Source organism: Herbaspirillum sp. LeCh32-8 (assembly GCF_017814915.1).
In the GTDB taxonomy this organism is placed as follows: Bacteria; Pseudomonadota; Gammaproteobacteria; order Burkholderiales; family Burkholderiaceae_D; genus Herbaspirillum.
In genome coordinates, this window is record NZ_JAGIPZ010000026.1 from 1 (window position 1) to 6,171 (window position 6,171).

Below are 6,171 nucleotides of genomic sequence, written 5' to 3' on the forward strand. Positions count from 1 at the left end.
AGGTGAATGAGGGTTGCATGTGCATCGCGCCGTTGGCTTGCTGGTTTGCTTGATGCAGTGACGTCAGTTTGCCGATTCGTGCCTCGCGTTTATATGAGAAAAGTCTCAAAAGAAATTCTGTATCAATTCGGAATAATTTCCTTTTTGGAAACCTTTTGTGGTTTTTTAGGGCGGCCCCGAAGGTCATCAGGCCGTCATATTGGGCAGGCACCATGTAATCGTTTTCATCACATCGAGCGATTTCCGTGCGACCTTCCATCAAGCAAGTGGCCAATCTGGCCGGCGTATCCATCGCCACCGTTTCGCGCCTGCTCAACAAGCCGGGCTCGGTGAGCGCCGAGACGGCCGAGAAGATCCATCGCAGTATCGAGCAGCTGGGCTTTCGCCCCAACTTCACCGGGCGCAACCTGCGCGCCGGCAATTCGCGCACCGTGGGCGTGGTGGTGCCCACGCTGTCCAATACGGTGTTCGCGCAATGCCTGCAGGGCATCGAGCTGGCCGCGCGCGAACTCGATTACTCGGTGATGTTCACCACCACCGAATACCTGCCCGAAGATGAGTCCGCCGCGGTCGAGCTGCTGCTCGGCCATCGCGTCGACGGCGTGATCCTCACAGTGGCCGACGCCGGCGCCAACGCCACGCTCGATCTGCTGGAGCGGGAAAAGATTCCCTTCGTGCTGACCTACAACCAACTGGCGCTGGGCGGCCAGGGCCATGTGCCGCCGCGCGCCTCGGTCTCGGTCGACAACCGCGCCGCCGCCTGTGACGCCGTGGCCCACCTGATCCGCCTGGGCCATCGCCGCATCCAGATGCTGTCGGGCCGTTTCAATGCCTCCGACCGCGCCATCCAGCGCTACTACGGCTATCTCGACGCGATGCAGGCCGCCGGCTTGGCGCCGTTGCCGGCCATCGAGGTCGAGCGCCACACGCTGACCGCCGCCACCGACTACCAGCAGATGATGGCCGACCCGGCGCTGCGCCCGACGGCGCTGTTCTGCTCCAACGACCTGCTGGCCATGAGCGCCATGCGCGACCTGCGCGCGCTGGGCTTGCGCGTGCCGCGCGACATTTCGGTGATGGGCTTCGACGGCATCCCGGTGGGCGCCCTGATGGAGCCGGTGCTGGCGAGCGTGGTGCAGCCTTCCGAGCGCATCGGCGACGTCGCCCTGCGCACCCTGGTGGCGGCGATCGAACGCGGCGCCGCCGCGGCCGCCGCCGGCGCCGCACCGGTCGAGGCGGCGCGCCATGTGTTGCCGCATGTGGTGCGCGAGGGCGGCTCGGCCGCCGCGCCGGCCCAGTCCTGATTTTTTGATGTGTTTTTTTGCAGTGCTTTTGTCGTTCAACCTATTGGAGAGGATCTGACATGTTCCTGAAACGTGTTATTCAAACCGCCGCCGGCGCCATGCTGCTGTCGGCTTCCATCGCGGCTTCCGCACAGACCGCGATCTGCTACAACTGCCCGCCGGAATGGGCCGACTGGGCTGCCCAGATCAAGGCCATCAAGGACAAGACCGGCATCACCGTGCCGCCGGACAACAAGAACAGCGGCCAGGCGCTGGCCCAGCTGACCGCCGAAAAAGCCAGCCCGGTGGCAGACTTCACCTACCTCGGCGTGTCCTTCGGCATCGAGGCCAAGGGCAAGGACCTGGTCGCCGCCTACAAGCCGGCGCACTGGGACGACATCCCCAACGGCCTGAAGGATCCGGACGGTTACTGGTTCACCATCCACTCCGGCACCATGGGCATCATGGTCAACGTCGACGCCCTGAAGGGCAAGCCGGTGCCCAAGTCCTGGGCCGACCTGCAAAAGCCGGAATACAAGGGCCTGATCGGTTACCTGGACCCGGCCTCGGCCTTCGTCGGCTACGTCGGCGCGGTGGCGATCAACCAGGCGCTGGGCGGCACGCTGGACAACTTCTCGCCGGCCATCACCTACTTCAAGAACCTGCAGAAGAACCAGCCCATCGTTCCCAAGCAGACTTCGTATGCGCGCCTGATCTCGGGTGAGATCCCCATCCTGCTGGGCTATGACTTCGACGCCTATCGCGCCAAGTACAAGGACAAAGCCAACGTCGCCTTCGTGATTCCGAGCGAGGGCACCGTCACCGTGCCCTACGTGGTCTCGCTGGTGAAGAACGCGCCGCACCAGGCTGACGCCAAGAAGGTGCTGGACTTCCTGTTGTCCGACCAGGGCCAGGCGATCTGGGCCAATGCCTACCTGCGTCCGGTACGCGCTTCGGCAATGTCGAAGGAAGCTGAAGCCCGCTTCCTGCCGGCGGCCGAATACGCCCGCGCCAAGGCGGTGGATTACGGCAAGATGGCTGAAGCCCAGCGCAAGTTCGGCGAGCGTTATCTGGCGGAAGTGCGTTGATGCAAGTTGCAGGACAGACCATGAAAACCGTATTTCCCCCGTCTGGCGCCGGCAGCCGGGCGCCGACCGGCCGGCCGCGCAAGCGCTCCGACAGCATCTGGCTGTGGTTCGCCGTGCCGGGCATGACCATCTTTTGCGCCTTCTGGCTGCTGCCCATGGCGCGCCTGGTGGGCGTGGGCGCCTCCGGGCCGGATGGGGCGATGGCCTATCTCGCCGTGCTGACCAACCGTCACTACTTCACCAGCCTGGTGTCGACGCTGGTGCTGTCGGCGGCGGTGACGGCGGCCACGCTGGCGATCTCGGTGTTCGTCGGTCTGTTCCTGCAACGTAATCGTTTTCCCGGCCAGTCGCTGCTGCTGGCCATGCTGACCTTCCCGCTGGCGTTTCCCGGCGTGGTGGTCGGCTTCATGGTGATCATGCTGGCCGGCCGTCAGGGCCTGGTCGGCGCGTTCACCAACTGGCTGTTCGGCGACTCGCTGGTGTTCGCGTATTCGCTCTCGGGCCTGTTTCTCGGCTACCTGTATTTTTCGATTCCGCGCGTGATCCTGACGGTGGTCGCCGCTGCGGAAAAGCTCGACCGTTCGCTGGAAGAGGCAGCCCGCTCGCTCGGCGCCAGGCCATGGCAGGTGCTGGTCCACGTCGTGCTGCCGGCGTTGTTGCCGGCGCTGATCTCGTCGGGCGCGATCTGCTTCGCCACCAGCGTCGGCGCCTTCGGCACCGCCTTCACGCTGGCGGCCAACATCGATGTGCTGCCGATGACCATCTATAACGAATTCACCGGCTACGCCAACTTCGCCACGGCCGCCTCGCTGTCCATCGTGCTGGGCGTGATCACCTGGCTGGTGCTGGCGGCGGCGCGTTCGCTGACCGGCAACGGCGCGGGCGCCGCTGCGTAAGGAGCCGCTGATGAAACGCAATTTCCGCTTCTACGCGCAGCTGGCCTTTACGCTCCTCATCTGCGCCTTCCTGGTGGTGCCGGTGGTGCTGTCGATGCTGGCCGGCGTGACTGAAAACTTCTTCGTGGGACTCTCCAGCGGGCTGACGCTGCGCTGGGTGGCGCAGGTGTGGGAGATGTACCAGGCCACCATCTGGCGCTCCATTTTTATCGCCCTGGCGTGCCTGGTGGTGACCGCCGTGATCGGCGTGCCGCTGGCCTACATGCTGGCGCGCTACCAGGGCGGCAAGAGCCGCATCGCGCGCGCCATTGAAGAGCTGTTGATGATGCCGGTTGCGGTACCCGGTTTGGCCACCGCGCTGGCGTTGATCATGGCCTACGGCCAGTACCGTGAATTTCGCGCCAGCGTGGTCTTCATCCTGGTCGGCCACGTGCTGTTCACGCTGCCCTTCATGGTGCGCCCGGTGCTGGCGGTGATGCAGTCCTCGCAGCTGGCCCAGCTGGAGGAAGCCGCGGCCAGCCTCGGCGCCGGCATGATGCGGCGCTTCTTCGGCATCGTCATCCCCAACGTCGCCTCCGGCATCCTGGCCGGCGCGCTGATGGTGGTGACGCTGTCGATCGGCGAATTCAACATCACCTGGATGTTGCATACGCCGCTGACCCAGACCCTGCCGGTCGGCCTGGCCGACGCCTACGCCTCGATGCGGCTGGAGATCGGCTCGGCCTATACCCTGATTTTCTTTTTCATGATCATTCCGCTGCTGATCGGCATGCAGTGGGTGACCCAGGCAACACGCAAGAGAGCAAGTGTATGAAGCAAACGATTGAATCTGCGGGACAGCCTGTCTCGATCCGTCTGACGCAATGCGCCAAATCCTTCGCCAACGGCACGCGCGCGCTGCAGCCGCTGGACCTTGAAATCCGCGCCGGCGAAACGCTGGTGCTGCTGGGCCCCTCGGGCTGCGGCAAGACCACCACGCTGCGCATGATCGCGGGCCTCGAGTTCCCCGACGAGGGTGGGCGGGTGCAGTTCGGCGACGACGACGTCACCGACCTGCCGATCGAAAAGCGCGGCGTCGGCATGGTGTTCCAGAACTACGCGCTGTTCCCCAACATGACGGTGGGCGAGAACATTGCCTACGGCATGAAGATCCGCAAGGTGCCGGCCGAGCAGCGCACCGAGCGCGTCGAGCGGCTGCTGGAGATGGTGCACCTGCAGGGCCTGTCGCACCGGCGCGTCGACCAGCTTTCGGGCGGCCAGAAGCAGCGCGTGGCGCTGGCGCGCGCGCTGGCTGTGGAGCCCAAGGTGTTGCTGCTGGACGAGCCGCTGACCGCGCTCGACGCCAAGCTGCGCGAAGCGGTGCGCAGTGACCTGAACCAGCTGCTGCGCAAGCTCGGCATCACCGCCGTCTACGTCACCCACGACCAGGGCGAGGCGATGGCGCTGGGCGACCGCATCGTGGTGATGGAGCGCGGCAAGATCTCGCAGATCGGCAGCCCGCAGGACATTTACTATTGCCCCGCCAACGCCTTCGTGGCTGAGTTCATCGGCGCCATGAATCGGGTCGACGGCATCTCTGCCGGCGGCCGCCTGCAACTGCCTGCAGGCAGCCTGCCGTTGCCGGATAATGTGCCCGAAGGCCAGCCGGCGACCGCCATGTTCCGCCCCGAGGACGTCCAGGTGCTGGAAGTCGAAGACGCCGCCGGCGACACGCTGCGCGGCACCATCGTCAATACCTTCTTCATGGGTGACCGCACCCGTTTCGAGATCGATATCGGCACCGACCGCGCAGTGATCGCCGAGACCGGCCGTCGCGGCGTCTGGCAGCCGGGGCAGGGCGTGGCGCTGTCGGTGCCGGCGTCGGCGCTGGTGAAAGTGGCGGCTGCGGCCGGCAAGGAGCAAGCATGATACTGGGACAGATTTCCGACCTGCACATCAAGACCGACGGCAAGAAATCCTATCGCGTGGTCGACACCGCCGAGAGCCTGCGCCGCTGCGTGGCGCAGGTCAACGCGCTGAAGCAGAAACCTGACGTGGTGGTGCTGACCGGCGACCTGGTCGACTTCGGCAAGCCGTCCGAATACGCCTTCCTGCGCAAGCTGCTGGCGCCGCTGACCATGCCTTACTACTTGTTGCCGGGCAATCATGACGAGCGCAGCGCGCTGCGCGAGGCTTTTCCCGACCATCCCTATCTGCAGCAGGGCGGCGAGCGCATCGAGTATGTGATCGAGGATCACCCGATGCGCATCGTCGCGCTCGATACCGTGATTCCGCGTTCAAGCAAGGGCGAGCTGGCCGCGGCCAGCCTGCGCCGGCTGGACGATGTGCTGGCAGCGCAGCCGGACAAGCCGACCGTGATCGTGATGCACCATCCGCCGTTCGCCACCGGCATCGGGCACATGGACGACATCGGCTTGTCGCCGGCCGACATGCGTGCGCTGGAGGCGGTGGTGCGCAAGCATGCGCAGGTCGAGCGGGTGTTGTGCGGGCATTTGCATCGCTCTATCCAGCGGCGCTTTGGCGGGACGCTGGCGTCGACTTGCCCGGGGGTGTCGCACCAGGTGGTGCTGGATCTGGATCCTGCCGCGCCTTCCTGTTTTGTGATGGAGCCGCCGGGGTTCCAGTTGCATTGGTGGGATGCGGCGTCTGCTGCGTTGGTTAGCCATACGGTGGCTATCGGGGAGTTTGAGGGGCCTTATCCGTTTTATGACGGGGATGAGCTGATCGACTGATTTGTTGCTTTGGTTTCTTGGGTAGTCTGGTTTTGCTGCCTTCGTTTGCTCTGGCTTTGATGCTTGTTCTCTCCGGTCGGAGCGGAGCGCCGGGGGCGGCCCGGCAGCCGCTCACTTTCTTTGCTCCGCCAAAGAAAGTAAGCAAAGAAAGGCGGCCCCTAAGTGCCAGCCC

Annotated in this window: 7 protein-coding genes; 6 read left to right on the plus strand and 1 reads right to left on the minus strand. The window is 64.9% G+C overall.

The features are described from left to right. A partial coding sequence (locus J8I26_RS22420) for a hypothetical protein (RefSeq protein ID WP_209609424.1) occupies positions 1 to 214 on the minus strand: 214 nt, incomplete at its 3' end. Positions 215 to 245: 31 nt separating this feature from the next. Here J8I26_RS22420 and J8I26_RS22425 point away from each other — a divergent pair. The 6 genes from J8I26_RS22425 to J8I26_RS22450 are packed head-to-tail and all read left to right on the plus strand — an operon-like array spanning position 246 to position 5,999. Beyond that, complete coding sequence (locus J8I26_RS22425; RefSeq protein ID WP_209609426.1) at positions 246 to 1,304, plus strand: LacI family DNA-binding transcriptional regulator; 1,059 nt, start codon at positions 246 to 248, stop codon at positions 1,302 to 1,304. A gap of 59 nt (positions 1,305 to 1,363) precedes the next feature. After that, positions 1,364 to 2,371: an ABC transporter substrate-binding protein gene (locus tag J8I26_RS22430; RefSeq protein ID WP_209609428.1), complete on the plus strand. Its 1,008-nt coding sequence runs from the start codon at positions 1,364 to 1,366 to the stop codon at positions 2,369 to 2,371. Between the two features lie 20 nt (positions 2,372 to 2,391). Next, positions 2,392 to 3,267, plus strand: a complete 876-nt coding sequence (locus J8I26_RS22435; protein WP_209609430.1) for an ABC transporter permease — start codon at positions 2,392 to 2,394, stop codon at positions 3,265 to 3,267. Positions 3,268 to 3,277: 10 nt separating this feature from the next. Then, on the plus strand, positions 3,278 to 4,081 hold the full coding sequence (locus tag J8I26_RS22440; RefSeq protein ID WP_209609432.1) for an ABC transporter permease subunit: 804 nt from the start codon (positions 3,278 to 3,280) through the stop codon (positions 4,079 to 4,081). Next, complete coding sequence (locus J8I26_RS22445; RefSeq protein WP_209609434.1) at positions 4,078 to 5,175, plus strand: ABC transporter ATP-binding protein; 1,098 nt, start codon at positions 4,078 to 4,080, stop codon at positions 5,173 to 5,175. Before J8I26_RS22440 ends, J8I26_RS22445 begins: the two co-directional genes overlap by 4 nt. Beyond that, complete coding sequence (locus J8I26_RS22450) at positions 5,172 to 5,999, plus strand: phosphodiesterase (RefSeq protein ID WP_209609436.1); 828 nt, start codon at positions 5,172 to 5,174, stop codon at positions 5,997 to 5,999. Before J8I26_RS22445 ends, J8I26_RS22450 begins: the two co-directional genes overlap by 4 nt. Positions 6,000 to 6,171: the final 172 nt, after the last annotated feature.